Consider the following 756-nt stretch of genomic DNA (forward strand, 5'->3'; position numbering starts at 1 on the left):
TTCGAGGGCGCGGTTAGGCTTACCCATCATAGGCAAGGGATTGAGCGTCCCTTGCGACAAATCACGATCCTCGCGGACCATGAAGTTCGAACAAATCTTCTCTTTACGATGTCAAACAGAACAGGCGGGGAGCGCTAAGCTCGCCGCAAACTCATTTTCGAATGACTTTCCCCTCAATCTCTACTCAACACCTAAGCGCGATCCTGCGGATCGCGATGCGACAATCCTTACGGATTGCGCATTCACGACGATCCTGCGGATCGCGTGTTGGTGGAGCCGGACGGGATCGAACCGACGACATCCTGCTTGCAAAGCAGGCGCTCTCCCAGCTGAGCTACGGCCCCTGATAGCTTCCCGATCGGTAGTGATCGGCAGCGACAACCCTTCGGGTTGCACTGTTGATGGTGGGCCTGGGAGGACTTGAACCTCCGACCTCACGCTTATCAAGCGCGCGCTCTAACCAACTGAGCTACAAGCCCTAAGACTGCGCCTTAAATCAGCTTTCGCCGCCGAGACGCACGTCTCGCAAGGCCGCCACCCTTGGCTAAAAGAGAGGGCCGTCGCGGCTCGTGCCGCGCCCTCGCGGAGCGCCAGGCCGAAGGCCGGTACGGCGCGCGAGCGCAAGTCAAAGTCATTCGCGAAGAAAGAGAAACGAAGGCGGCAGACCCGCTTCAGGTATGCGCGACAGTAAGATTGACTATCTTCTGTCTTGTTCCAAGAGAACCGAAAGAGGTCTTTGCCCCACCCTTAAGCTCC

General features: G+C 57.7%; 2 tRNA genes. Both read right to left on the reverse strand.

Features of this window, described 5'->3' with window-relative positions:
• Positions 1-268: 268 nt before the first annotated feature.
• Positions 269-344: transfer RNA gene (locus EOA49_RS32225), tRNA-Ala, on the reverse strand.
• Between the two features lie 58 nt (positions 345-402).
• Positions 403-479, reverse strand: a tRNA-Ile gene (locus EOA49_RS32230).
• Between the last annotated feature and the right edge of the window lie 277 nt (positions 480-756).

Source organism: Mesorhizobium sp. M1A.F.Ca.IN.020.04.1.1 (assembly GCF_003997315.1).
In the GTDB taxonomy this organism is placed as follows: Bacteria; Pseudomonadota; Alphaproteobacteria; order Rhizobiales; family Rhizobiaceae; genus Mesorhizobium.